The organism is Aeromonas sp. 601027, from assembly GCF_049174455.1.
Lineage (GTDB): Bacteria > Pseudomonadota > Gammaproteobacteria > Enterobacterales > Aeromonadaceae > Aeromonas > Aeromonas veronii_A.
Genome location: NZ_JAAKTN010000004.1, coordinates 201,290 through 224,000 on the forward strand (window position 1 = coordinate 201,290; position 22,711 = coordinate 224,000).

A 22,711-nucleotide genomic window follows, 5' to 3' on the forward strand; every position below is an offset into this window, starting at 1 on the left:
GCATGACCAAGCTCACCACCCGGCTGCCGCTGTCGAGGAAAGCACAGCTGCAGCGCGTCAGCACCCTTTGCAACTCTCTGCCCGGCGTCAACTTTGACGCCGTTTTCGGCGGCCCACGCGGCCAATACGATCTGCTGTGGGCCATCCAGTTGCTCGATGGCCTCTCCCCCGAGTTAACCCGCGACCTGTTCAAGCAGTACGCAAGGCGCCGCAAGGATTGCAGCTTCACCCATTGCCGGGCAGCCAATATCTGGCTGCGTGAGCGCACCCGCTGGGTGCGCCAGCTGCTCCATTCCATCCCGGTCAACCCGAGGGAGATGCGCGATGAAGACGGCCGCAAGAAGGTGGCCCACCAGTTCGCCAACCAGACCGCAGCTATTTACAAGAATATCGAGCAGGACATCAAAGAAGGCGCCGAGCCGGATCTGCTGCAGACCTGGGCGCTGATGCGCCAGCCTGCCGACCAGTGGGGCTTTATCGGCAAGATGCCCAAATTCAAATCCGATGAGGTGCGGGATAACTGGATCCTGAGCGTGCTGGTGCGCCTGCTCTCTGCCAAGTGGTGGGAGAAGCGCGTCAACCGCTGCTGGGATCGGCTGCAGGAGCAGATCAACATTCTGCTCGGCAAGGTACGTAAGGGCGTGTCGGCTTATGTATCGAACGCCACCATGAAGGTGGTGCGCGAACGCAAGCGGGCCATGATGCGCTGGCTGGCCGAGTCGGAAGTGGTCAACGAGCAGTATGACCTGGTCGTGTCGATGAAGGATTGCTGGGAGGCCAGCAACGCCAACCCGGTGAACCGCCGCAACGAAATGATGGTGCGTGCGCGGGGGTTCAATGACTATGCCGAGGAGCAGGGTCATGTGGGGGTCTTCTTCACCTGGACAGCGCCGAGCCGCTTTCATGCCTGGACACAAAAGCACAACGGCAAAGCGGTAGAGAACAAACGCTATCAAGGGGCCACACCGCGGGAGACCTGCGCCTATCTGGCCAAGCTATGGAGCCGCGCCAGAGCCGCCCTCAAACGGTGGAACGCCCCCGTTTATGGATTTCGCGTGTGCGAGGCTCACCACGACGGCACCCCGCACTGGCACCTACTGCTATTTATGCGCCCGGAAGATCGCAACCGGGTGATCGGCATCCTGCAACGCTATGCCCTGACCGATGACCACGAAGAGCTGGTACGGGATATCAAGGGCGCCCCACCCTTTACCGACTTCACTCCCCGCTTCGACTGGAAAGAGATAGACCCGGCCAAGGGCGATGCCGCGGGCTATATCGCCAAATACATTGCCAAGAACATCGACGGCGCCTACCTGGACGACGACGAAGAGGCTGGCACCGCAGCCGATGAGGGCGCCCTGCATGCCGTGGCCTGGGCCAGTTGGTGGGGCATACGCACCTTCCAGCAGATCGGAGGCGCCCCGGTCGGGGTATGGCGCGAGCTGCGCCGCATCAGCAACGCCAAGAAGCATGCCGAACTGGTTGGCCCACCCAAGCCCGTGCTGCAAGACCCGCGCTTTGAGGCGGCTCGATTTGCCGCGGATAACGGCATTTTCCGCTGCTACCTGCACGCCATGGGCGGCGCACTAGCAACCCGTGCCGAGCACCCCATCAAGCTGGCCCACCTCATTGAGGAGCAAGCCAACAGCTATGGCGAAGACATTAAGCGCCTGATGGGCATTACCTCCGCTCGCCTTGGCATCAAGACCCGCCTGCAAGGGTGGGAAATTGTACCCACCGGCACCCATGAAGCCAGGAAAGCCGCCCAGGCTGCAGCGAGGGGGGTTGGGGTTAAGACGGGCGACAGCCCGGCACCTTGGAGCTCTGACAATAACTGTACGCTACCGGATCCTGATGCCTTCACAGACCAGATCATGAGGGAACAATGGGGATTATCGCCCTTCTCCATCGAGCGTTTGCGGGCTGGCGCCAGTGTAAGGGCCGACGGTTTCACCCTCTGGCTGGAGAACGGACAGGTGCATTCGTGCAGATCGCTCCCAAGCGAGCCGGATTGGCAGCTGGAGGGACTACAGCCTCCCGAACAGGACCAGCCGGATGAATACGCAGTACCAGAAGGCGACCCGGACTGGCCGATGCTGGTTGAGCTGTGCGGTGAGCTCTACCAGGCACAAGGCCACGCCGGGACGCACAGCTGGATCGAGATGCTGCCGCAACCCTACCAGTCAGAGATGTGGCGAGTGCTGGAGGGACTGGATACGCCGGAATGGATGCCGGAACAGGACGACTACAGCAAGGAGTAGGCATGCACGACAATAAAACTTCCTGCAGCAAAAAGAGGAGGTCAAGCGAATGCATCAAGACAAATGAGATTTGTTATGTAATATAATGATTTCTACAGTTTTTTGTTGTGGCGATCACAAAAGTGATACGGTGGAATACCTATTTTGATATAAACAGATTAATACTGCCTTCCATATAATCACTGTTATGAAGAACATTCATCTGACTAAGGAGTAAAAATGGAAGGAGCGCAATCAGTATTAGGGTATTATCCCACATGCCCTCACTGCGGAAAGGATGAGGGCTTTAACGTTACTCCATGCCCACATACAACCGGTTTAGGAGGGTTCATTGAGTTAGTAAGTTGCAAATCTTGTAAAAATCTAATCACAACAATGTATCCACCTGAGCGAGCATTTAAAGACGAATAACAAATATGAAGTTGTTAGTATATGACAAGCTTTATCGACTGGTAATATTATCACCTGTAAAAATGGTTTATCAGCAATGAGCGTGGGCGTAGTTATTTGGAAGGTTTATTACCAGCCAAGTACCACCGCCCATCTAATTAGCATTACCTTTAAAGGCTAGATGTTTTGAGAAAAAACAATACATTTTGCGGTTCTGAACCAACGTGGGCAAATGCTTGCGTTGGAAACAACGGCAATCCTAGTTATGTAGAATACTCAATCGGTTTCTCAAAAGCCGCAAACGTTTTGATAGATCTAGTTTTAAGTGGCCGCGGCTTTAATTATCCAGTTGATGAATTCATTTATCCAGTTTGCTTCAACATGAGGCATTCTATTGAACTCAGATTAAAAGGAGCAATTGAGGAGCTAATAGAAATATCAAAAATAAAAAATAAGATTATCCATTTTGATCTTTCTGGCTCCCATCACATCGGAAATATATGGACGTTTTTCAAGAATGAGTCGGAAAAGTTAGACCATAGATATATAAAAATAAATGAAAATCTTGAATCAACCATTTTAGATGTATCGGATATCGACTCAACAGGTCAAACTTTTAGATACCCTGTCGATACAGAAAGTCAAAAGCATCTAACAGACGTATCAACAATTAGCTTCTCGCGGCTTAAAATAAAATTCAATGAGTTAGAGGAAAATCTAGGTAGGCTACATTTCTTAAATACTTATCTTTTAGCTGAGTATCGCCTAAAGACGTTTACAACAAAGATGTCTCGAGTGAAGCTTTTTCAGCTTGCGAATGATTTACCAAATAAATCGACTTGGAAAGATGAGGAGTTTAAGCAAGTAAAACTGGATTTAATGAATAAGTACTCGCTCAGCAGTAATGACTTGACAAAATCAATAAAGTTAATATTGAATCATTATGAAATGGCTCCAATGATAGGTGAAATCCCCCCCTTAAAATCATTGTGCTTTGATAACATATGCTTACTACTTGATGAATGGATAAAAATAAACCCCAGCATAAAAACCAGACACCTAAGCGGTCCAGTAATTGAGTCTATTGATTTAAGTGACATAAATGGGTTAACAAAAATATTTGAAGATATGAAACAAAGGCATGTTGCTGAAGAAAAAATGTGGGATAAATTGTCCACTATTATTAACCCGCAAATCTTAGCTGGCTTTAAAGCCTTGTTTTATTTTGCAAGAGATAAAGATTTTTCCGAAACCTATGTGCTTAAATATGAATATGAACTAGAAGAAGCTTCTATTTATTTTAACAATAACAAAGATGAATTTAAGAAAAGCTTTTTACATTTGTATGAAAAAACAAACCTGATAGATAATTTCATTACTTCCCTTTTCTTTTTGAATCACCATAAAATAGCAGAAGCATTAATTTCCAGATATGAGCTTGGTAATTCGTTTACGTGGCTTGAGGAGGCTAGAAGTCGAACGCTATTTAAACTTCCAGATATCTGTGGATACAATGATATATAGCAATACATCTAGGATTGTCCCTCAGACACTGATATTTTCGGTTTAAGATTTGGTTTCGTTTCTGCATTGATACCATATGCTTACATAACGCTCATATCAATGCAGCATTAGGTATGCGAAGCGGTCACTCAAGCAATATACGAGGCTGTCAAAGGAGAATCACTCAATCCCCAGTCCTTTGAGTATCAGTTGCCGCCCCTCTGGCGTCAGCGACCCCATCAAGCTGAGCACTAGCTGGTTGGTGGTCTTGGCCGAAGGGCTTAGGGTGTGGGCGAATGACAAGGTGGCCACCCAGCTGTGGCCACACTCGGCATCGGTGCACTGGCAGTAGAGATCCGAGACATCATCGCTCAGTCGGTTGGTCTTGGTAATGCGGCCCCGCTGGCCACACACTTTGCAATAAACCCGCATTTCGCCCCCTTTTCTATCCAAATCAACAGCCTATCTTGCCACAGCAGACACTGTTTGTTTATACAGTTGAACCGATATTCTCCCGAAAATCGACCCAGAGGGAGCGAGGGAGTCCCGCACTGTTGATGGCATCCTGGATAAGCTCGCACAGCGGCAGCACCTCGTTGCGGGCATAGGTCGCATCGTACTTCTCAGGGTCTCCAAGCCCTCCCCCGCCATTGGTCGGAATGATGCCGGCCAGCGCCGCCGGAAAGCGGTGGCTGGTCAGTACATCCTGAGCAGTGATCCCCTTGATGGCGGCGAACTCGTCTTTGGTGGCGATATCCCCCACCGGGATCAGCTTGATGCCATCAGGCTTGCCGTCCGGGATGTTGACGAACATGGAGCGGAAGTTCCCCACCCCCTTGCTGCTGGCAATCATCTCCTTCATCTCCTCTTCAGTGTCATCGTCCATGTTCGGGTCGGTGGCGTAGAAGATGAACCCCATATGGGCGCCGTTGAGGAAGTATTTGCGCCGAAACAGGGTGGCATCCTGATTAAGCAGGGCCGACTGCAGGCCGCCCAGGTAATCGGGCATGCCGTAGATCTGCTGCTCGGGGTCGTATTGGGCCAGCCAGATGATGTCCTCCGGCCGGTAAATCAGGTTCGGCTTGCCCTGCTGCAGGTAGACAAAGCAGCCATCCTCGCGCCGGCGCAGGTAGACGCTGGAGAGCGGCAACAGCCCCACCACCTGGTTAAACCCGTTGCGCAGTTTGAGCAGTCCCGCATCCCCGAACTGCAGGTAGTTGTGGGCAAAGGCGGTGACCGTGGTGCGCTGGTTGGTAAAGCGCCCCGCCACCATGTTGCGGCGAGCCATCAGGATGGCCCCGTGGTGGGCGTTAGCCCGCACCACCTTGGCCAGCCCTTTGCGCTCGATGGGCGGCTGGTAATACTCGCCATAGGGGTTGTAGAACACCCCGGTGTAATCGGTCATCCAGGCCGTGGGGTCGATGGCCTCCGGCATGCTGAACGCCACCGCGCTCTTTGCTGGGGTGGCCGCCCGGGCTGGTTGGGGTTTGTGTCGCTTGGTCATGCTGCCTTTCTCTCCTGGCTGGTTGCCCAGGTGGATTTACGTTTGCGGGTGGTATCGAGGGGCTCGTTGGCCACGGCGTGGGCGATGGCAAAAAAGACGTCGGCGTGGCCGGTCACATTGTCCCGGGCGGCCCGAAACGTCATCTGGCCGCCGCCGGTGGTGCTGCGCTTGATGGCAAGGAACGCCAGCGGTATATCCCGATCCGCGCTGTCCCACTCGATGCGGTTGGCCTCGACTACATCGATCATCTTGAGTACCAGCCGTGATTTGCTCTCGATGCTGTAGTTGATGGGGTGGCATATGCCTTTGAAGGTGGGTTTCAAGAGGTCATAGACCCCGGCGCCAATGCCGGAGACATCGACCCCGAGATAGGTGACCCGGAACTTCTTGGCGATGCGCTCGATCTCCTGCGCCTGGTACTGGAAGTTGAGCCCGCGCCAGTAGTGCTTCTCCAGAACCCGGAACCGCTCGCCGGCGACCATGGGCGGCGCCACCACCACCAGGGTGGCGTTGTCGCGGGTGCGGCTCGGGTCGTAGCCCAGCCACACCTCGCGCCGGCCGAACGGGTCAGGCCGCCCGGGCTTGTAATCCTCCCACCGACTCGGGTCTACCCCTGCCCGCTCCATATCCTGGAACTTGAACACCGACAGGGCATCGTCGATAAAGCGGCACATGTAGAGTCTGTCGAACACCTCCTCCGGGTACTCGTCTTTAAGCTCCTCGATGTCGATAAGGTTGCAGCCAAGGCGTATGGCATCTTCGATGGTGATAACGTAACGCCACTGCCGATCCGGGCACACGCGGCCGCCGTCGCGCAGGTCATTTTCGCCCGGGAAATCGATGGCCACCCGGCTCGGGCGTTGCCCCTTCCAGCGATCCCCGGTCCAGAAGCGGTATGCCTCGTGCACCTTGCTCGACGGGGTCGAGAAGTAGGTCTTGCGCCAGCGGCTCTGGGTCGCCATGGCGCTGGCCACGTCCGAGAGCTTCTCGAAGTTGGGGATCCAGAAATACTCGTCGATATAGACGTTGCCCGAGCGGGACTGGGCGCTGTTGGAGTTGGTAGAGCAAAAGTGCAACTCCGCGCCGTTCGACAGCACGATGGGGTTACCGGTCAGGGTGACACCAAGGAAAGTCTGGGCAATCTTGCAGATATAGGAGCGGAACACCTCCGCCTGGGCGCGGGTGGCGGACAGGAAGATCTGGTTACCGCCGGTCAGTACCGCGTCTTCCAGCGCTTCGCCGGCGAAGTAGTAGGTCATGCCGATCTGGCGGGATTTAAGGATATTGCGAGTACGCGGCAACGCAGGGTCGTTCTTGGCCTCCCGACAGCGCAACTGATAGCCAAACAGGGTACCCAGCCACTCGGCAAAGTCATCGCCCGTCAGGTGGCAGACCTCGTTCTTGCCCTTCTTGCCGCCCTTGGTTTTGCGGCCGCCCCCATCCTGACCACCTCTGCCACGCCGAGGCACCTCGGCTGCAGGCTCATCGCCATGCTCGCGCCGGTCGGCCAGCGCCTGCTGCCGCTCGGCCCACTTGATGGCCTTCTCTTTGAGGCTGACATGGTGGCCGATTAGCCTGTCCAGTTCGTCCAGCTCGGCGCTGGTTTTCTTCTCTCGCCCGAGCAGCGACTGCACCCGGCGGGCAATGGCATCCTCCACCGCCTCTTCGGTCAGCAGGTCGCGCCAGCCGTATTTCTCGGCCCAGAAGTAGACCACACGGCAGGAGTTAAGCCCCAGTTCGTCCTTGATCTCCTGGGGTGTCCATCGCTTAAGGTAGAGTCCCCGCGCGGCATTGCGGATCTCTTCGGGATACGCCACGGCGCCTCCATCAGGTGAATGATGGCGCCATCATAGCCAGCCCCTCCCCTTGCTTATCTCACTGATGTTCCAAGCAATTCGGATATCCCGCTGGATCCGAATCGCCACGAACACAACTGGATGAAACCCCCTTGCCGACCCGATAGCCTGACCCCGCATCTATTGGGAGCAGGCATGAACGAATCAACCTTGAGAACTGGCTGGGTCTGTATCGCCACCGAAGGCAAAGCGGTGGATGGGCGGGATATTACTCGCGACTGGCTCACCGATATGGCCGAGACCTACGATCCGACCTATTACACCGCCGTCATCTGGCCGGAGCACGATCGCTGGTCCAGCTACGGCACGGTGCAGGCGCTCAAAACTGAAGAGGTGGACGGCAAGCTCAAGCTGTTCGCCATCCTCTGCCCGAATCGGGATCTCATCTACTACAACCAGAACGGCCAGTACCAGTTCTGCTCCATCGAACCCTTCGAGAACTTCGCCGATCTGGGCCGTACCTACCTGCTGGGCCTTGGCGTCACCGATGAGCCCGCCAGCACCGGCACCACCCATCTCAAGTTCAGCAACAGCAACAAGGGACAGGCCGTTGGCACCAGCGAGCCGCTTGACCTCTCCATGTTCAAGCTCCCCAAGCACGAGAAGGCCGATGGCCTGATCGCCAAGTTTTTCAGCTTCCTGGCCAGCCATGGCGAGCAAGCGCCCATGACTGCCCCCAGCCAACCCGAGGATGAGGAAATGACCAAAGAACAGTTCGACCTGCTGCTGGGGGCCGTCAATGGCCTTGGCACCAAGATCGAAGGCTTCAGCACCAAGCTGGAGACCAAGCCCACCAACGAACAGCCCACCGCACCGGCTGCCGAGCCCGCCAAGGTGGACGCACAGCCCGGCGTCACTGCGGAGCAGTTCAGCAAGCTGGAAGAAACCCTCTCTGGACTGGCCAACACGGTTGGCGAGCTGAAAGGCCAGATCGACCAGTTCTCTGTCGAGAAGCCGGGCCAGCGCCCGGGCGCCCTCGGCGGTGACGATATCCCTGCAGTCTATTAAGGAGCGACCGTGAGCCAGACCCTTACCGTCCAGGCCATGCAGCGCCTGGAGCAATACAGCAACGCCCTGGCCAAGGCCTACGGCATCCCCGTCAACGCGCTGGCCAAGCAGTTCAGCGTCACCGGTCCGGTGGAGACGGGCCTTCGCGCCGCGCTGCTCGCCTCCGTCGAGTTCTTGGGCCTTATCACCTGCCTCGACGTAGACCAGATCAAGGGCCAGGTGGTGCAAGTGGGCATCGGCAAGCTGTTCACCGGCCGCAAGAAGGATGGCCGCTTCAACGGCAAGATCGGCGTCGCCGGCAACACCTACGAGCTGACCGAGACCGATTCGTGTGCCTCGCTCGACTGGGCAACCCTGTGCGTCTGGGCCAACGCCGGCAGCGAGGGCGAGTTCCTGCGCCTGGTGGGCGATTTCATCAACAAGGCGTTTGCTCTGGACATGCTGCGCGTCGGCTGGAACGGCGTGGAAGCGGCCGACGACACCGACCCGAAAGCCCATCCGCTGGGTGAAGACGTCAACAAAGGCTGGCACCAGCTGGCCCGCGAGTGGAACGAAGGCAGCCAGATCATCAAGGCCGAGGCCGGCAAGAAGATCCACTTCGACCCGGACGGCAAGGGGGATTACAAGACCCTGGACGAGATGGCCTCCGACCTTATCAACACCACCATCGATCCGCTGTTCCGCCAGGACCCGCGTCTGGTCGTGCTGGTCGGCACCGACCTGGTGGCCTCTGCCCAGGCCAAGCTCTACAGCGAAGCGACCAAGCCGACCGAGCAGATCGCCGCCCAGAAGCTGGCCGAATCCATCGCCGGGCGCAAGGCCTACATCCCGCCCTTCTTCCCGGGCAAGCGGATGGTGGTCACCACTCTCGACAACCTGCACATCTACACCCAGCGCGGTACCCGCAAGCGCAAGGCCGACGATAACCAGGACAAGAAGTGCTTCGATAACCAGTACTGGCGGATGGAAGGCTACGCCATCGGCGAATACCTGGCCTATGGCGGCTTTGAAGAGGCCGACATCGAGATCGGTGCTGCCCCCACTGCGCCGAGCGAGTAACCCATGAGCTCACCGGGTCAACGCCACAAGCAACGGGTACAAGCCATGCAGGGGGCCGCGCAGGCCGCCTGCACTGGCATGGCCACCGGCGCGGTGGCGGACAGCCTGCACCTGCAGATGATTGCTCTGGAGCAGGACATCGTCCGCCTGCGCAAGCTGGCCCGCATTGGGGATCGGGTGAACATGAAGCGCGGCGAGCTGATGCCCAAATACCGCCCCTATGTGGAGCGCTATCTGGCCAGTGTGGCCGACTCCGGCCAGCCCTATCAAAACGAGCTGTTTCAGCTGCTCACCGTCTGGGCCTTCGATGTGGGCGATTTCGACACCGGTATCGCCTGGGCCGAGCTCGCTATCGCTCAAGGCCAGCGCACCCCGAGCAACATCAAGCGGGACTGGGCCCACTTTGTGGCTGACACCGTGCTGGAGTGGGCCGAGAAACAAGTGGCTGAAGGCCATGCGGTCGAGCCCTGGTTCTCCCGGGTGTTCGACAAGGTGCGGTGTGACTGGCGCCTTAACGAGCGGCTCACCGCCAAGTGGTTCAAGGCCGCGGGCTGTCTGCTGCTACGTGACCAGGACGGTCAGCCACGCCCCAGTGCCGTGGGGGACTCCGCCACCCTGGTGCAGGCCGACCACTGGCTGGCCCAGGCAGAAAAGCTGCACAGCAAGGTTGGGGTCAACACCTTGCGCCAGAAGATTGCCATGCGCCTGCGGGTGCTCAATCCCGAATAACCAACCGACTCTCCGCGCCGTCGCTCCCCGGCGGGGAGGATAGGCCAGCCGCAAGGCCCGCGCCGAATCCTGCGATCCGTGGCTACAGGGGAGCCCTTTTTTCAGACGAGGTCAGTGATGTTTGCAGGCAAGGATATCGACTACAGCGCCGCCACCATCCGCAATGACGGGTTTTGGCCCGATGTGGCCGTGGCTGATTTTGAACGCCGCCGCGCCCTGCCTGCCGACCTTGACCCGCAAACCACCGGCGCCGCCCTGCTGGCGGCCATCTCGGAAATCAACCTGCAGCTGGCGATGCGCCAGGCTGCGCTGATGGCCGAGGGCTATGCCAGTGCCGCCGAGGTGCCGGGGCCAAGCCTGCAAGGCAGCACCAATGCGTTGACCGAGCAGTATCTGGCCGCGGTGTTTGCCCGCGCCAAGGCGGCCCTCTTGCCGGAGTTCGCCTGCGTCACCGAGCGGCCGGCTGCCAACAACCTGGCCGAGCGGGCACCGGAACAACGGGCCCAGCTGCTGGCCGAGAGTCAGCAGCTGGTGCGCAGCATCAAAGGCAAACACCGCGCGGGGGTCTCGTTGATATGAGTAAAGAGATGAGTGAACAGCAGGCCCAGGGCTATTTCCTGCACGCCCTCCACGCCGAGCTCAACCGGGTGCTGCCGACCAAGTGCCGCAAGTCCCTCGATAGCTGGATGGAGAACGGAACGATCCGCCTCGAATCCCGCAACATGGGCCCGACCGGGGTGGACGTGGCCTGGCTCACCTATCAGGCGGTGTTCATCGTTGAGCAACTGCCCTTTCGTGAGCTGGATCCGGCCATCGTCTTGGCAGCCGTGGCCGCCTGGGTGCAGGAGCACGACTCGTTTCGCGAACAGTTTGAGCTGGCCGACCCGGAATACGCGGTGACCCCGAACGATGAGAAGAGTGCCGACCTCGAGATCCAGCTCGCCTTTACCGAGCCGCTGCGCCTTATCGAGCACCCGAGCGGCCCCATCAACTGGCTCGGCAAGTGCTGGCAGGTGGCCCCCTATGAGATCTGGGTGGCCGACCACATCGACATGAACGTCGGTGATACCGGCCATCACCAGGTAGGTGGCCCGGCATGATCACCATCACCCTGGACGCCCGCCGCAGCCAGGACCAGCTCAACCTGCTGGCCCTACCGCCCCAGAAGCGCAAGCGCTTGGTGTGGCGCGCCGCGGCCGAGCTCAAAAAGCTGGCGGCCCGTCATGTACGCCAGCAGCAAGACCCCAACGGTCAGCCCTGGGCGCCGCGCAAGCGGGGCAAACGCAAGATGCTGCGCGGCCTGCCCAAACTGCTGGAGATCCACGCACCCGGCCAGGACGTGGCAGAGCTCGGGTTCAAACGGGGGACGATGAACGTCCATGCCGGGGTTATCGCCAACACCCACCAGAAGGGACACACCTATCAGGTGACCGCGGCCAGCCGGCGCCGCATTGCCCCCAGTGAAGGCGGTAAGCAAAAACCGGCGACCAAGACGCAGGCCCGCAAGCTGCGGGAACTGGGTTTCAAGCGTCCGGGTGCACGCAAGGGGTCATTCCGTTCGGCGTCGCTTGGCTGGATCACCGGCAATCTCAACTACGCCCAGGCGGGATTGCTCATCAGGAAGCTCAAGGATGAACCGGTGAAAGCGATCTGGGAGATTGAGCTACCTGCCCGCCCGTTCCTCGGCGCCAACGCCAAGCAACGGGAGCAAGCCTTTGCCCGCGCCCTGCAGAGCATCGACTACGGCTGGGACGTCAACAAGCAAGAGATGAAGGGGAAATAACGCCATGTGGCCTTATGTACAGATCAACAACTTGAACCAGATGCAGGGGCCGGTGACCGAGGTCGAGCGCCACCTGCTGTTTGTCGGCACGGCGCCAAGCAATACCGGCAAGCTGCTCTCCCTCAATACCCAGAGCGACTTTGACAAGCTGCTGGGCGAGCCCGCCAGCGAGCTCAAAACCAACCTGCAGGCCGCCATGGCCAACGCCGGCCAGAACTGGACGGCCGCCGCCTTTGTGCTGCCCACCGACATGGACTGGAAAGATGCCGTCCGTGAGGCACAGAAGACCCAATCCTTTGAAGGGGTGGTGGTGTTGGGGCAAGAGTGGGACGAGGCGAAGATCAACGCCGCCCACGCGCTGAACCAGGAGCTGATCGCCAAGTGGGGTCGCTGGCAGTTCATGCTGCTGGCGGTCGCGGGGATCAATGCCGCCGAGCAGGATGGCCAGAGCTGGAGCGACTACGAGGCCGCCCTGGTCACCCTGCAAGATGGCATCAAGGCCGAGTCCGTTACCCTGCTGCCGCAGCTGTGGCCCAACCTCGCCGGTGCCTATGCCGGTCGCCTGTGCAACCGGGCGGTGAGCATTGCCGATACCCCGTGCCGGGTCAAAACCGGTGCCCTGATCGGCCTTGGCAACAAGCCCAAGGACAAGGGCGGGGTCGAGTTGCCGCTCGCTACCCTGCAGACCCTGGAGCAGAACCGCTACTCGGTGCCGATGTGGTACCCGGACTATGACGGTATCTATTGGGCTGACGGCCGCACCCTGGACGCCGAGGGCGGCGACTACCAGGTGATCGAAAACCTGCGGGTGGCCTACAAGGTGGCGCGCCGGATGCGGGTGCGCGCCATCGCCCGTATCGGCGATCGCTCGTTCAACTCCACTCCGGGCAGCACGGCCGCCGCCATCCTCTACTTTGGCAAAGACCTGCGCGAGATGGCCAGGACCACCACCATCAACGGCCAGCCGTTCCCGGGCGAGATCACCTCCCCTCGGGATGGCGATATCGCTATCCAGTGGACCGACAAAAACCACGTCTCCATCTACGTGGTGATCCGCACCGTGGACTGCCCCAAGGGGATCACCATCAACATCATGCTCGATCTGAGCCTCACCAATGGGGAGGGCTAACCCATGACAAGACGCATTTCAGGGCAGAGCTTCGACATTGAACTGCTGGGCACCATGGTGCACGTCGAGAAGGCCAGCCTCACCATCACCGACAGCAGCGCCGTGGCGCAGACCCGCGGCATCCCTGACGGCTTTGTGGATGGCGAGGTATCGGCCGAGTGCGAGTTCGAGCTCGATGCCAAGAACTTCAAGCTGCTGAGCGATGCCGCCAAACGGGCCGGCAGCTGGCGCGGGCTGAAACCGGACGATGTGCTGTTCTACGCCGACACCGGCGACGAAACCATGAAGGTGGAGGCCTTCGGGGTGAAGCTGCAGATCGCAGACCTACTCGATATCGACCCCAAAGGGGGCAGCAAGGGGGTGCACAAGCTCAAGGGCATCGTCACCTCCCCCGACTTCGTTCACATCAATGGCGTGCCGTACCTCTCGGATGATGACACCCGCCACCTCAAAGGGTAAGGGGGCCAGGTGGACGACATTGACCGCGCAAACAGCCACGCCGCCCGGATGCTGGCCGTGCATCTGGCCAACCAGGTGGGCAAAGGGCGCTACCAGGGGGAGAGCCGGCACCGCTGCGAAGAGTGCGACGACCCCATCCCGGCAGCACGCCGTCAACATGTGCCGGGGGTGCGGCTGTGCGTCCCCTGCCAAACACGGTTTGAACACCTGAACCGTTAATCAGAGCAATGGACATGAACGCCATGCCCCATAAAGACCCCACTCTCTGGGCCCTGCTACTGGCCTGGTTGATGGACAACATGCCCACCGTCTATGGCACTGCGTTAGCAGTATTAACGGCTTGGCTGCGCATCACCTATGGCGGTGGCAGTGGTCGCCGCAGGCTCCTGGAGTCCGTCTTGTGCGGGGCCATCACCTTGGCATTTATCAGTGCCTTTGGCTGGTTCGGGATCCCTGGAGAGGCGGCAGGATTTGTCGGCGGCATGGTTGGCCTTATCGGTGTTGAGACTATTCGCGGCCTTGCCGAGCGGTGGCTCAACGCCAAATTACCGAAGGAGTGAACAGACGTGATGACTGATCAAATGCATATCCACAAAATCAACGACCGCATCAAGCTGGTGAATGCGGATTCGCTGGTTTACCTGAAAACCATGCCCTCTCACAGCCTGGATCTGGTAGCGGTAGACCCGCCCTACTTCCGGGTAAAAGATCTGGACTGGGATAACCAGTGGCCAGACGTCACCGCCTACCTGGATTGGCTGGAACAGTGTGTCATCGAGTTTGCCCGCATCCTCAAGCCAAACGGATCGCTCTATCTGTTTTGCAGTCCCGGGCTCAATGCCGATATCGAGCTCTTGGTACGCAAACACTTCAAAGTGTTGAGCCACATCGTCTGGGCCAAACCCTCGGGGGTGTGGAATCGCACGGACAAATCCGCCCTGCGCAATTTCTGGCCCGCCAGTGAACGCATCATTTTTGCCGAACAGCTGGACACCCATGGCATGAAGCAACAAAGCGGCTATCGCCAGGCCTGCCAGACACTGCGTGTTCAGGTGATGCAGCCGCTGATCGACTACTTCCAGCAAGCCAAAGCGGCCTGTGGCATCTCCAACAAGGAGATCGACCAAGCAATGGGGTGCCAGATGGCCGGGCATTGGTTCGGTCGTAGCCAGTGGAGTCTGCCAAGCGAAGCACAATACGCCCGCTTGCAAGCCCTGTTTGCCAAGAAGGCTGATGCTCTTTGCCGGCCTCATCATCAACTCAAAGAGACCTATCAGGGATTGCATCGCACCTACCAAACCCTGGTAGCCAGTTATGACGAGCTGAAGGCCGAGTATGAGCGACTTCGCCGCCCTTTCAGCGTCACCAAGGATGTCCCCTTTACGGATGTCTGGTCTTACCCCTCGGTGCAAGCCTACCCCGGGAAGCACCCGTGCGAAAAACCCGCCGCCATGATGGAACACATTGTGCGCACTAGCAGCCGGCCGGGTGATGTGGTCGGTGACTTCTTTATGGGATCGGGGGCAACCGGCAAAGCGGCCTGGCGGCTTGGCCGCCGTTTCGTCGGCGTGGAGCTGGAAACCCCGCGGTTTTCCCAAACATGCCGGGAGTTTCAGACCCTTGTCAGTCAGGAGGAAAAACACCATGCCACGCAGTAACTGCCACCCGCAGGTGGCCGCGTTTCTCGACATGATTGCCTATGCCGAAGGCACCAAGGACCGGGGCGATGACGGATACAACAAGCTGGTCAATCCGGCGGGGTTCTTTGAGAGCTACGCCACCCACCCGAACGTGCTGGTGCAGGTCAACAAGACCCTGAGCAGCACCGCGGCTGGCCGCTATCAGTTCCTGTCAAAGCACTGGACCCACTACCGCGACCAGCTCGGGCTGCCTGACTTTGGCCCCGCCTCGCAAGACACCTGGGCGATCCAGCTTATTCGCGAGCGCAAGGCGTTGGACGATGTGCTTAAAGGACGAATCCCCCAAGCGGTGGCCAAGTGCGCCAACATCTGGGCCAGCCTGCCGGGGGCCGGCTACGGTCAGCGCGAGCACCAGCTGGCAGACCTGCAGGCCAAATTCACCGAGTTTGGCGGGGTACTGGCATGAGCCCCTTCAAGGCACAGCTCTCCAATGTGCTGCTGGTACTGGTGCTAGTGATGGGCGCAGCCCTGTTTCTTGGCAGCCGGATGCTGGAGAGCCGGGGCAAGGCGCTGGCCACCGCCAACGAGACCATCAACACCTTGCAGCAGACCAACGAGCAGCAGGCCAGCCAGCTGGTGACGTTGCAGCGCGATGCCGCGGGGCTGCGCAAATTGCTGGGCACCCAGAACACCGCCCTAGCCGAGCTAGACCAACAACAGAGGAAAACCGCCGATGAACTGGAACAAGCGCTGGCCACGCCGCCGGCGGGCCGCCCGGACTGTGCTCGCGAGCCTCTGCCTGACGCTGCTTTGCGCCTGCTCCAGCCAGCCCCAGACCGTGGTGCAAACGCAGCAGGTAAAGCGGCTTCCACCGCCGGGGCTGGTGCCCCACTGCCCGGAGCCTGATTTCACGGGGCGCACCTACGGCGATGCCGTGCGGTTTATCCCCACCCTGCAGATGGCACTGCGCCGCTGCCAAACCCAAATCAACACCCTGAACCATTGGATTGAACAAGAGGAAACCACCCCATGACCACACCCATCATCACCCTGGACGTCGCCGGCAAAGAGCTGAAATTCGCCCCCACCATGGTGGCCTACAACGGCTTTATCAACGACATGATGCCAAGCGACAAGGTCGCGCCGGCCCACAACTACCTGAAAAAGATCGTCTGCCAGGAGAGCAAAGAGGCGCTCGATGAGCTGCTCAAACGCCCGGGCGCGGCGCTGCAGTTGGCGGGTGCCATTAACCAGCAGTTCGCCCCCGATCTGGAGATCACCGTAAAAAACTGACGGCGCGCGCCGAGGCCATCGAGCGCAATCACCTGGAGCAGGCGCTGGCGCTGCGGCGCCACTACCTGCCCCATGACGAAGACGATATCGACAGCCTGGCCCGCGCCCTCTGGTTAGACCGACACACCCGGGAGTCCTACGCCGCTGCAGTGGCTGAGGGCATCGCCAACGCATTCAACGGATAACGACCTATGGCCTGGATGGAAAAATTGATGATGCAGGTGGCTTTGGTGGATCAGGTCACCAAGCCCCTTGCTGGCATCAATGCCCAGATGGACAAGGTCAGCAAGGCCGGCCGTCAGGGCTGGAGCAGCATGGCAATGGGGGCCACCACGGTGGTCGCCGGCGGCATGGCGATCCAGTCTGCCCTGGGCCCAGCCATCGAGATGGACCGAGCGCTGGCCGAGGTGTCCTCGCTCGATGTGCAAAAGGAGGTGCTCGGGGCGCTCGGGCGCGAGGCGTTGAAGCTCTCTATCCAGTACGGGGAGTCGGCAACCGAGATTGTCCGCTCCTCCTACGATATCCAGTCAGCAATCGCGGGGCTCGAAGGTAACGAGCTGCCCGCCTTTACCCGCGCCTCGACCACGCTAGCCAAGGCGACCAAGGCCGACACCGCCACCATCACCAACTACATGGGCACCATGTACGGCATCTTCGAGCAGCAGGCCAAGCAGATGGGCAAGGCCAACTGGGTCGAGGATGTGGCCGGCAAGACCGCGCTCGCGGTGCAACTTTTCAAGACCACCGGCCAGGGCATGGCCGATGCGTTCGGGGCAATTGGCGCCAACGCCACCGCCGCCGGCATCGCGATGGACGAGCAGTTCGCGGTGCTCGGCCAGCTGCAGGCCACCATGAGTGGCGGCGAGGCCGGTACCAAGTTCAAAGCGTTTCTGGCAGGCGTCGGCAATGCCCAGAAAGCGCTCGGCATCCAGTTCACCGATGCCGCAGGCAACATGCTGCCGGTGCTCACCATGCTGGACAAACTCAAGGCACGCTATGGCGACACCCTGAGCGTGGCCGAAGGGGACGAGCTCAAGAAGGCATTCGGCTCGGATGAAGCGGTCAGCATGATCAAGCTCCTGATGACCAACACTAAGGGGCTCGCCACCAACATCAACGCCCTGGCCAATACTCACGGCATGGGCAAGGCCGAACAGATGGCCGCCGCCATGACTGACCAGTGGCAGCGGGTCGAGCAAGCCTGGTTTGCCATCCGCGCCGCCGCGTTCGGGGTGGTACTGCCCGCCATCAACGCTGTAATGAGTGTCTTTGCCGATGGCGCCAACGAGGTGCTGCGCTGGACGCACCTCTTCCCGAACCTGACCAAGGTCATCAGCTATGCCCTGCTGGCCATCGTGGGGTTGAGCATGGTGACCGGTACCTGGATGCTGATCGCAGGGCTGGCCAAGCTGGCCACCCTGGGGCTCGGTATCGCCTGGTCCATCATCACCGCCCCGCTCGCCCTGCTCAATGCCGGGATGGCGACCTTTCGCGCCATCCTGCTGGCGGTCAACATCGCCATGTATGCCAACCCTGTGGGCCTCATCGTGGCGGGTATCGTGCTGCTGATCGGCGCCGTAGCGGCGGCCATCTACTACTGGGACGACCTGAAAAATAGCATGGCCGACTGGAGCGTGTTCAAGCTGCTCGGGCAGGCAGTGGATTGGCTGGTCGAGAAGCTGAACATGATCCCGGGCGTCAATATCGAGATGGGCAGCATGCCGGATCTCAACTTGCCCAATCAGGAGAAAATCAACGCTCCCCTCGCCCGCTTTAGCCAGGGCAACCAAAGCCGCGTACCGGCGGGCGGGCTGGGTCAGCAGCTGATCCAGGCCAACGCGGCCGCAACCACCGCCAACCAGAAGCCGCCCAAGTACCTGAGCATCGGGGAAGTTCATATGCACAACCAGAACCCGATGACCCCTGAGCAGATGGCAGAGAACGCCTGGCTGGAGACCCCGTAATGAGCGACGCCAAGTACATCGACATTTTGGTGGTGAATGGCGCCTGGCAACTCGATGCCGGCGGTCAGCCCCGTTACACCCAGGACCGCCACAGCATCGGCCAGGACATCAAGCACCGGATCATGGAGTCGGGGCTGGCCCGCAAGCTCATTGGCGAGCGCAGCCCGACCCTGCGCGCCGATGTGATGACCGAGATCGAACTGTTGGTTGAGAACGATGAGCGACTGGTGCCCGGCACCATCGTGATCCGCGAAGAAGCCCCCGAGCGGGTGCTGGTCACCGCCCGCACCTATGAATTTGGCGATCTGGAGGTAACCCTGTGAACCTGCGCCCCAACGTGGATTTTATGGCCCTGCTGGCCGAGACCGGTGCGCCGACCACCGAGCAGGCCATGGAGGCCGAGCTTAAAAAAGAGGTCGAGGCCGCCGGCTCCCTTATCACCAACGACAGCGATGTGAGCCCCTTCTGGCGACTGGTACGCGGGGTGGTGATGACCCCGGCGCTCTGGCTTATCCGCACCCTCCTGGCGGGCCATGTGCTGCCCAACACCTTCGCCGCTACCGCCACCGATGCCTATCTCGACCTCAAGGCGTGGGACGTGGACCTGACCCGCAAGGGGGCCCAGAAGACCCGCGGGGTGCTCAACTTCGTCAAGGCCAACCCGAGCGAAGCGGTCACCATCCCGGCCGATATCTGGGTCAGCACCGAGCGCATCAACGGCACCATCTACCGAGTCAAACCGCTGCAGGCGGTGGTGAGCCCCGCTGGTGAAGCGGTGGCCCGCGTGGTGTGCGAGGCCGAGTTCGCGGGCGCTGGCTGGAATCTGGCCCCGGGCTATTACAACCTGCTGAGCGAACCGGTCACCGGCATTTTGTCGGCCCGCAACGATGACAAAGAGTGGATAACCACCCAGGGCGCCGATGCAGAGAGCAACGATGCGCTGGGGCTGCGCATTCAAAACCAGTTCTCGGCGGTGGGCCGTTACCACATCGACGCGATTTACCGCTCGATGCTGGCGAGCGTCGCCGGCATTCGCGCCGATCACATCTTCTTCGAACATGAGGCACCACGGGGCCCAGGTACTGCCAACGCCTACATCCTGCTGGAGGTGGGCGCTACCCCGGCCAGCCTGATTGCCCAGCTTAACGACTACGTAGGCCGCCAAGGCAACCATGGCCACGGCGATGATCTCTTCGTGATGGCAATGCCCGAGACCCAACACAACCTCACCCTGGAACTGTGGCCGGTGGCCAACCTCAACGACGAGCAGAAGGCGGCCCTCAAGCTGGGCGCTGAATCGCTGGTCAAGGCGGCGTTTCGCCAGTCGGCAGATTTTCCAAGCGTCACCCGCACCTGGCCACGCTCGCGCTTTTCCCTCTCGCAACTGGCCCGCGAGCTGCACAGCCAGTTCCCGCAGCTGCAAAGCCTCAAGTTTGCACAAGATGACATCGTCTCGGGTCTGGCTATCCCGCGCCTGAACACGCTGGAGGTGACCCTCTATGACTAACCCGACCCCGCTTGAACATAGCCAACAGGCGCCGCGGCTCCCCGATACCTGCGCTCCCTGGTGGGAGGATGGCTACACCATCAGCCCGGCCCACGCCGAGCCCGGGTTTCTGGCCAAGGGCATCAACGCCTTCTGGCAACGACTCAAGGGGTGGCTGTTGCTGCCACTCGCCCAACAAGACCCGCTCACCTGCTCGGAGTCCCTGCTGGCGCTGCTCGCCTGGGAGCGGGACATCAGCCGCTTTAACGGCGAGCCGCTGCCGCTCTTTCGCAAGCGGGTCAAGTTCGCCTTTGTGAACGCCCGGGACGCCGGCGAGGTGGCCGGCTTTAAACGCATCTTCGAGCGCCTTGGCATCGGCTGGTGCGACATTCACGAACGGCAAGAAGGCGCCCCCTGGGATGTCATCACCATCGAGGTGACCGACAGCGCCCTCGCCGGCAACCAGCAACTGATGGAAACCCTTATTCAACACTATGGCCGCACCTGCCGCCGCTATCGGTTTCAGGTGGTTTATCCGGTCGCCAGCACCCTGCGCGTTGGCCGCATCGACATGAGCCAGCAGGTATTTGGCGCGACGCTTAAGAGGACCCCATGAGCCAGATCATTACCAACGCCTTCTCCCGCTACTGGCAGGAGTGCCTGACAAACCAGACGCCGGTGGTGCTCGATGAGTTCGTGCTGGCCAATGTGCCGGATCTCGACCCTGCCGCCCCTATCGACCCGGACAGCGGGCTGCCGCCAGCGGGACAGATTGTGCACCGCAACAAGGTTGACCAGCGCGGGCGCATCAACAACGACGCGGTGGCCTACACCATCGTGATGGACACCACGGTCGGCGATTTTGGCTTTAACGCCATGTACCTCATCAACAAGGCCAGCGGCATGGTGGGGATGATTGTCCACAAGGGGCTGGAGACGAAACTCAAGACTGACGAGGCAGCCGGCCAGACCGGTAACAGCCTGGTCAAATCCATGCTGATGGAGTACGACCGCGCCGCCGAGGCGGCCGCCACCCATGTGGACGCCAGCACCTGGCAGATTGACTATGCCGCTCGCCTGCGCGGGATGGACGATGACCTGCGCCTGCAGGCGCTGCAGTTCTTCGGGCCGGCCGCCTTCTACGGCGACGGCTTCAAGCTGGTCAACGAATCTGGCGTCTACAAGGTGCAGCCCGGGGTGGCCTATGTCGGCGGCCTGCGCGCAGAGCTCAACGAAGTGAAGAAAATCACTCCGGGCCCCAAGCCGGTGGGGCTCTGGCTCGATATCTACCGGGCGGGCTCCCTGCTCGATGCCTGGGTGAACCACTTCACCCTCACCCTGAGCGGGCCGGACATGGTGGATCACCTGGACAGCAACGGCTATCAGCACCATGTGGCCAAAGTGGCCATCATCAACAGCGACGGCAGCGTGACCGACGTGCGCCGCAAGCGCACCATCGAGCTGACCGGCGATGTCACCGGCAAAGGCATTCTGGAAGATGCCAAGGGCGTCACCATCGCGGTGGAGATCAAGGACGGCAGCCATCGCCACAAATGGGGCGATCTGGACGATGTGCCGGAGCTGGCCCTCAAGCGCCACCGTCACCCCTGGGAGAATATCGACGAGGTACCGGCCGGTCTTGGCACCTATGCCGCGGCCACCACCAATGTGGCTACCCAGTTAAGAGAGAAGAGCGGGTTTTATAATGCGTCGAACGGCGCCAACGGCATGCCGTTCGGGAGCGAGTGGAAGTATTACTTCAACGCAGCCCACGCCAATGCCAGCGGATACAACGGCATGATCGGGCTCGATTTTGCCGGCTCAGAAATGGGGTTTGCCACGGTCGAGAACGGCATTTTCAAAGGCTGGCGCCAGCTGTGGCACTCCGAAAGCAAGCGGATCCAGGTCAAGGCCGATGCCAACCCCATGTTCGAGATGCACATCCCGGGCAGACACGCCAGCGCGATGACTCTCCAACCAGATGGCTCTATTCATTGGTGGGGTACCGATGGTGCGGGGGGATGGGCAAATACAAGAGCCATCATGGCTTCAGGTTCCTTCCAGGTTGTCGGGTCTCATTGGGCGGCCAGTAACTCTCACGCCTATGCTGCCCAATGGGCAAACAATGCACCTTTTCACGTCGATTTTGGCGAAGTGCCGGGCGTGTCGGATTACTACCCGATCGTGAGGGGACGCAGCAGTGCAGCCAATGCCGGTTATCGAACCCAGGTTGAGCTCGGCATGCTGCGCTCGGGGAACGTTTGGGGGCAAGGCGTCCTTATGGTCGGAAGTGCTGAGCGAGCCACACCACAAGCAGTCTACACCTTTGACATCAACGGCAAATTTTATGCGCCGGGTGGAGTGCATGATGCAGGCCAGCGAGTCTACAGCCCAAATAATCCGCCCTCATGGTGGTCTATTACCAACAGGCCCCAGGTTGTTGAAGATATCCGCTTTACCGCCATGGTCATCAGGCAATACCCCGAAAGCGCCTCTATCTCCGAGTTTGGCAGTGGCGTCATTGTGACTGCAGCGACCTATGCCGAATTTGCCGATGTGTGTACTCAAGCGACGCGCCAGTTACAAAAGCTCATTAATGGCACTTGGGTGACGATCGCCTACTAAACCAAGGGGGAGTAAAAAA

26 protein-coding genes are annotated in these 22,711 nt (G+C 59.7%); 23 read left to right on the top strand and 3 right to left on the bottom strand.

Going from position 1 to position 22,711, the window contains the following annotated elements:
* Window positions 1-2: 2 nt before the first annotated feature.
* Both G5193_RS07605 and G5193_RS07610 read left to right on the top strand, forming a co-directional pair.
* Window positions 3-2,264 carry a replication endonuclease gene (locus G5193_RS07605; protein WP_421205658.1) on the top strand — a complete coding sequence of 754 codons (2,262 nt, stop codon included), beginning with the start codon at window positions 3-5 and terminating at the stop codon, window positions 2,262-2,264.
* A gap of 576 nt (window positions 2,265-2,840) precedes the next feature.
* On the top strand, window positions 2,841-4,178 hold the full coding sequence (locus tag G5193_RS07610) for a hypothetical protein (RefSeq protein ID WP_421205660.1): 1,338 nt from the start codon (window positions 2,841-2,843) through the stop codon (window positions 4,176-4,178).
* 159 nt (window positions 4,179-4,337) lie between these two features.
* Here the strand turns inward: G5193_RS07610 and G5193_RS07615 are convergent, their stop codons facing one another.
* From G5193_RS07615 to G5193_RS07625, 3 genes are read right to left on the bottom strand one after another with little or no spacing between them, the layout of a single operon-like run.
* Complete coding sequence (locus G5193_RS07615; protein WP_421205662.1) at window positions 4,338-4,589, bottom strand: ogr/Delta-like zinc finger family protein; 252 nt, start codon at window positions 4,587-4,589, stop codon at window positions 4,338-4,340.
* A 58-nt stretch (window positions 4,590-4,647) separates the two neighbouring features.
* Entirely contained in the window at window positions 4,648-5,661 is a 1,014-nt protein-coding gene (locus G5193_RS07620) for a phage portal protein (RefSeq protein WP_323966858.1), read from the bottom strand.
* The gene (locus G5193_RS07625) at window positions 5,658-7,478 is read right to left on the bottom strand and encodes a terminase large subunit domain-containing protein (RefSeq protein ID WP_421205664.1); all 1,821 of its coding nucleotides are present in this window, start codon (window positions 7,476-7,478) and stop codon (window positions 5,658-5,660) included. Before G5193_RS07625 ends, G5193_RS07620 begins: the two co-directional genes overlap by 4 nt.
* A 174-nt stretch (window positions 7,479-7,652) precedes the next feature.
* Here G5193_RS07625 and G5193_RS07630 point away from each other — a divergent pair, with 174 nt between their 5' ends.
* From G5193_RS07630 to G5193_RS07730, 21 genes are all read left to right on the top strand, one after another.
* Window positions 7,653-8,525: a GPO family capsid scaffolding protein gene (locus G5193_RS07630; RefSeq protein WP_421205666.1), complete on the top strand. Its 873-nt coding sequence runs from the start codon at window positions 7,653-7,655 to the stop codon at window positions 8,523-8,525.
* 9 nt (window positions 8,526-8,534) lie between these two features.
* The gene (locus G5193_RS07635; protein WP_202004217.1) at window positions 8,535-9,584 is read left to right on the top strand and encodes a phage major capsid protein, P2 family; all 1,050 of its coding nucleotides are present in this window, start codon (window positions 8,535-8,537) and stop codon (window positions 9,582-9,584) included.
* 3 nt (window positions 9,585-9,587) lie between these two features.
* Window positions 9,588-10,313: a terminase endonuclease subunit gene (locus tag G5193_RS07640; RefSeq protein ID WP_421205668.1), complete on the top strand. Its 726-nt coding sequence runs from the start codon at window positions 9,588-9,590 to the stop codon at window positions 10,311-10,313.
* A 117-nt stretch (window positions 10,314-10,430) separates the two neighbouring features.
* On the top strand, window positions 10,431-10,892 hold the full coding sequence (locus G5193_RS07645) for a head completion/stabilization protein (protein WP_368196203.1): 462 nt from the start codon (window positions 10,431-10,433) through the stop codon (window positions 10,890-10,892).
* An 8-nt stretch (window positions 10,893-10,900) separates the two neighbouring features.
* The gene (locus G5193_RS07650; RefSeq protein ID WP_421205670.1) at window positions 10,901-11,413 is read left to right on the top strand and encodes a phage tail protein; all 513 of its coding nucleotides are present in this window, start codon (window positions 10,901-10,903) and stop codon (window positions 11,411-11,413) included.
* Window positions 11,410-12,096, top strand: coding sequence for a phage virion morphogenesis protein (locus G5193_RS07655; RefSeq protein WP_421205672.1), 687 nt, complete (start codon window positions 11,410-11,412; stop codon window positions 12,094-12,096). The genes G5193_RS07650 and G5193_RS07655 overlap by 4 nt, the downstream gene beginning before the upstream one ends.
* Window positions 12,097-12,100: 4 nt before the next feature.
* On the top strand, window positions 12,101-13,225 hold the full coding sequence (locus G5193_RS07660; RefSeq protein WP_421205674.1) for a DUF2586 domain-containing protein: 1,125 nt from the start codon (window positions 12,101-12,103) through the stop codon (window positions 13,223-13,225).
* Window positions 13,226-13,228: 3 nt separating this feature from the next.
* Window positions 13,229-13,684 (top strand): phage protein, encoded by a 456-nt coding sequence (locus G5193_RS07665; protein ID WP_108570475.1) that lies wholly within the window; start codon window positions 13,229-13,231, stop codon window positions 13,682-13,684.
* Between the two features lie 9 nt (window positions 13,685-13,693).
* Window positions 13,694-13,903: a TraR/DksA family transcriptional regulator gene (locus G5193_RS07670; protein ID WP_421205676.1), complete on the top strand. Its 210-nt coding sequence runs from the start codon at window positions 13,694-13,696 to the stop codon at window positions 13,901-13,903.
* A 23-nt stretch (window positions 13,904-13,926) separates the two neighbouring features.
* The gene (locus tag G5193_RS07675; RefSeq protein ID WP_075115611.1) at window positions 13,927-14,244 is read left to right on the top strand and encodes a phage holin, lambda family; all 318 of its coding nucleotides are present in this window, start codon (window positions 13,927-13,929) and stop codon (window positions 14,242-14,244) included.
* A 9-nt stretch (window positions 14,245-14,253) separates the two neighbouring features.
* Window positions 14,254-15,342, top strand: coding sequence for a DNA-methyltransferase (locus G5193_RS07680; RefSeq protein WP_421205678.1), 1,089 nt, complete (start codon window positions 14,254-14,256; stop codon window positions 15,340-15,342).
* On the top strand, window positions 15,329-15,790 hold the full coding sequence (locus G5193_RS07685) for a glycoside hydrolase family 104 protein (protein ID WP_368196214.1): 462 nt from the start codon (window positions 15,329-15,331) through the stop codon (window positions 15,788-15,790). The genes G5193_RS07680 and G5193_RS07685 overlap by 14 nt, the downstream gene beginning before the upstream one ends.
* A complete protein-coding gene (locus tag G5193_RS07690) occupies window positions 15,787-16,230 on the top strand; it encodes a hypothetical protein (RefSeq protein ID WP_421205680.1) in 444 nt (147 codons plus the stop codon). The genes G5193_RS07685 and G5193_RS07690 overlap by 4 nt, the downstream gene beginning before the upstream one ends.
* The gene (gene lysC / locus G5193_RS07695; RefSeq protein ID WP_421205682.1) at window positions 16,166-16,357 is read left to right on the top strand and encodes an Rz1-like lysis system protein LysC; all 192 of its coding nucleotides are present in this window, start codon (window positions 16,166-16,168) and stop codon (window positions 16,355-16,357) included. The genes G5193_RS07690 and lysC overlap by 65 nt, the downstream gene beginning before the upstream one ends.
* Window positions 16,354-16,617 (top strand): putative phage tail assembly chaperone, encoded by a 264-nt coding sequence (locus G5193_RS07700; protein ID WP_029299933.1) that lies wholly within the window; start codon window positions 16,354-16,356, stop codon window positions 16,615-16,617. Before lysC ends, G5193_RS07700 begins: the two co-directional genes overlap by 4 nt.
* Window positions 16,618-16,667: 50 nt before the next feature.
* Window positions 16,668-16,802, top strand: a complete 135-nt coding sequence (locus tag G5193_RS07705) for a DUF6890 family protein (protein WP_421187474.1) — start codon at window positions 16,668-16,670, stop codon at window positions 16,800-16,802.
* A 6-nt stretch (window positions 16,803-16,808) separates the two neighbouring features.
* On the top strand, window positions 16,809-18,581 hold the full coding sequence (locus tag G5193_RS07710; protein ID WP_421205684.1) for a phage tail tape measure protein: 1,773 nt from the start codon (window positions 16,809-16,811) through the stop codon (window positions 18,579-18,581).
* Complete coding sequence (locus G5193_RS07715) at window positions 18,581-18,904, top strand: DUF2590 family protein (protein ID WP_421205686.1); 324 nt, start codon at window positions 18,581-18,583, stop codon at window positions 18,902-18,904. The genes G5193_RS07710 and G5193_RS07715 overlap by 1 nt, the downstream gene beginning before the upstream one ends.
* Complete coding sequence (locus G5193_RS07720) at window positions 18,901-20,088, top strand: baseplate J/gp47 family protein (protein ID WP_421205688.1); 1,188 nt, start codon at window positions 18,901-18,903, stop codon at window positions 20,086-20,088. The genes G5193_RS07715 and G5193_RS07720 overlap by 4 nt, the downstream gene beginning before the upstream one ends.
* Window positions 20,081-20,683, top strand: a complete 603-nt coding sequence (locus G5193_RS07725) for a phage tail protein (protein WP_421205690.1) — start codon at window positions 20,081-20,083, stop codon at window positions 20,681-20,683. Before G5193_RS07720 ends, G5193_RS07725 begins: the two co-directional genes overlap by 8 nt.
* A complete protein-coding gene (locus G5193_RS07730; RefSeq protein ID WP_421205692.1) occupies window positions 20,680-22,692 on the top strand; it encodes a phage tail protein in 2,013 nt (670 codons plus the stop codon). The genes G5193_RS07725 and G5193_RS07730 overlap by 4 nt, the downstream gene beginning before the upstream one ends.
* The last annotated feature ends 19 nt before the right edge of the window (window positions 22,693-22,711 follow it).

Coding starts and splice junctions, on each gene's coding strand:
- G5193_RS07605 (WP_421205658.1), top strand. CDS start 3: ATGACCAAGCTCACCACCCGGCTGCCGCTGTCGAGGAAAGCACAGCTG.
- G5193_RS07615 (WP_421205662.1), bottom strand. CDS start 4,589: ATGCGGGTTTATTGCAAAGTGTGTGGCCAGCGGGGCCGCATTACCAAG.
- G5193_RS07620 (WP_323966858.1), bottom strand. CDS start 5,661: ATGACCAAGCGACACAAACCCCAACCAGCCCGGGCGGCCACCCCAGCA.
- G5193_RS07630 (WP_421205666.1), top strand. CDS start 7,653: ATGAACGAATCAACCTTGAGAACTGGCTGGGTCTGTATCGCCACCGAA.
- G5193_RS07640 (WP_421205668.1), top strand. CDS start 9,588: ATGAGCTCACCGGGTCAACGCCACAAGCAACGGGTACAAGCCATGCAG.
- G5193_RS07645 (WP_368196203.1), top strand. CDS start 10,431: ATGTTTGCAGGCAAGGATATCGACTACAGCGCCGCCACCATCCGCAAT.
- G5193_RS07650 (WP_421205670.1), top strand. CDS start 10,901: ATGAGTGAACAGCAGGCCCAGGGCTATTTCCTGCACGCCCTCCACGCC.
- G5193_RS07655 (WP_421205672.1), top strand. CDS start 11,410: ATGATCACCATCACCCTGGACGCCCGCCGCAGCCAGGACCAGCTCAAC.
- G5193_RS07660 (WP_421205674.1), top strand. CDS start 12,101: ATGTGGCCTTATGTACAGATCAACAACTTGAACCAGATGCAGGGGCCG.
- G5193_RS07665 (WP_108570475.1), top strand. CDS start 13,229: ATGACAAGACGCATTTCAGGGCAGAGCTTCGACATTGAACTGCTGGGC.
- G5193_RS07675 (WP_075115611.1), top strand. CDS start 13,927: ATGCCCCATAAAGACCCCACTCTCTGGGCCCTGCTACTGGCCTGGTTG.
- G5193_RS07680 (WP_421205678.1), top strand. CDS start 14,254: ATGACTGATCAAATGCATATCCACAAAATCAACGACCGCATCAAGCTG.
- G5193_RS07685 (WP_368196214.1), top strand. CDS start 15,329: ATGCCACGCAGTAACTGCCACCCGCAGGTGGCCGCGTTTCTCGACATG.
- G5193_RS07690 (WP_421205680.1), top strand. CDS start 15,787: ATGAGCCCCTTCAAGGCACAGCTCTCCAATGTGCTGCTGGTACTGGTG.
- G5193_RS07700 (WP_029299933.1), top strand. CDS start 16,354: ATGACCACACCCATCATCACCCTGGACGTCGCCGGCAAAGAGCTGAAA.
- G5193_RS07710 (WP_421205684.1), top strand. CDS start 16,809: ATGGCCTGGATGGAAAAATTGATGATGCAGGTGGCTTTGGTGGATCAG.
- G5193_RS07715 (WP_421205686.1), top strand. CDS start 18,581: ATGAGCGACGCCAAGTACATCGACATTTTGGTGGTGAATGGCGCCTGG.
- G5193_RS07725 (WP_421205690.1), top strand. CDS start 20,081: ATGACTAACCCGACCCCGCTTGAACATAGCCAACAGGCGCCGCGGCTC.
- G5193_RS07730 (WP_421205692.1), top strand. CDS start 20,680: ATGAGCCAGATCATTACCAACGCCTTCTCCCGCTACTGGCAGGAGTGC.